At 60.5% G+C, this 1,174-nt stretch carries 2 protein-coding genes and 1 pseudogene; 1 reads left to right on the top strand and 2 read right to left on the bottom strand.

The genetic code is table 11. The features are described 5' to 3' along the window. Together JHD07_RS08490 and JHD07_RS08485 are read right to left on the bottom strand one after the other, a co-directional pair. Positions 1-371: pseudogene (locus JHD07_RS08490) on the bottom strand (C4-dicarboxylate ABC transporter); the annotation flags it as partial. A 166-nt stretch (positions 372-537) separates the two neighbouring features. Continuing rightward, the gene (locus tag JHD07_RS08485; RefSeq protein WP_014495968.1) at positions 538-759 is read right to left on the bottom strand and encodes a biotin/lipoyl-containing protein; all 222 of its coding nucleotides are present in this window, start codon (positions 757-759) and stop codon (positions 538-540) included. Between the two features lie 94 nt (positions 760-853). Between JHD07_RS08485 and JHD07_RS08480 the strand changes: the two genes are divergently transcribed. After that, on the top strand, positions 854-1,174 hold a 321-nt coding region (locus JHD07_RS08480), incomplete at its 3' end, for a helix-turn-helix domain-containing protein (RefSeq protein WP_291621002.1).

The raw sequence follows: 1,174 nt of genomic DNA, 5'->3' as shown, positions 1-1,174 counted from the left end.
TTGCAATCGACGGTCGAGAGCAGGGTCTGCAGCGGTTGCGGCCCCCATTCCTTGGAGCCGAACTCGAACACGCCTTCCTGTGCGAAATAGCTGCCTGAGCCCATCGCCGAGGCGACCGCTCGCTTGGCGCGTAGCGGCGCCAGGCGGGCGACGTCGTTGCCTGCGGGGAGCACGCGCACGTCGGTGCCGTACTTGTCCTTCATCATCTTGCCGACGCCGACGGCGATGTTGAATCCGGCCGTGCCGGTGTCATATGCCGTGAACGTCAATGTCGCCGGCAGCTTGATGTCCTCGGCGCACGAGTAGCGTGTAGACGCAATAGTAATGCCTGCCACCAAGGCAGGCGCGAGCACGAGCAGACCGCGAAGCATGTTTCCCTCCAATGATCCTCGCTTTGCCGCGAAGATTTTCTTTCTTTGTTTGAAACAACGTTTTGTTTGCAACAGATCATGTCACCGCGATCAAGCGATGGCAACGTCGTACCTTGCGTACAGCAATGAGCTAGACAGATTGTCGCGGAAACGGCAGAGCATGCCGTCAATTCGCGACGATGGCGATCGCTTGTCCTTCGGCAACGACGTCGTCGAGCTTGACGAGAAGCGAGGTGATCGTGCCGCTTGCGGGCGAGGGCACCGGTATTTCCATCTTCATCGCTTCGACCACCACAACGTCATCGCCATCCGCAACGGTTCCCCCAACCTGCACGGGAGTTGCGCAGATGCGACCCGCGACTTCGGTGACGATCTTAATTTCTGGCATGCCATCGCCTTTTTGTTGTCGTCGCAAAATGCCTGAGGTAGCGTCGTCTGCAAGCGGAATTTAATTCCGCACAGCGGAACATACGGTAGGGAACATGGGACGACGTTCGGAGCGGTTGAGTAGGCAAGGCGCGCTCGCCGGCGATGCCGGTGAAGGCGATGTGATCCAGGTGGTCTCGCGCGCGTTCGACGTGTTGCGATGCTTCGAGGGCCACGAGGCCAGGCTCGGCAATCTCGAGATTTCAAACCGCTGCGGCCTGCCGCGCTCGACGGTGTCGCGGCTCACGCACACGCTGACCCGCATGGGCCAGCTGGTCTATCTGCCGCGCGATCAGAAATATCGAATCGGCCCGAGCGCGGTGGCGATGAGCGCGTCGATGATGAAGGGCGCACAGCTGCGCAGCATGATCCGGCAG

The organism is Bradyrhizobium sp. (assembly GCF_016462955.1).
Classification (GTDB): Bacteria; Pseudomonadota; Alphaproteobacteria; order Rhizobiales; family Xanthobacteraceae; genus Bradyrhizobium.
The sequence above is the reverse complement of the archived record's forward strand: the minus strand, read 5'-3'. Positions and strand labels throughout refer to the sequence as shown.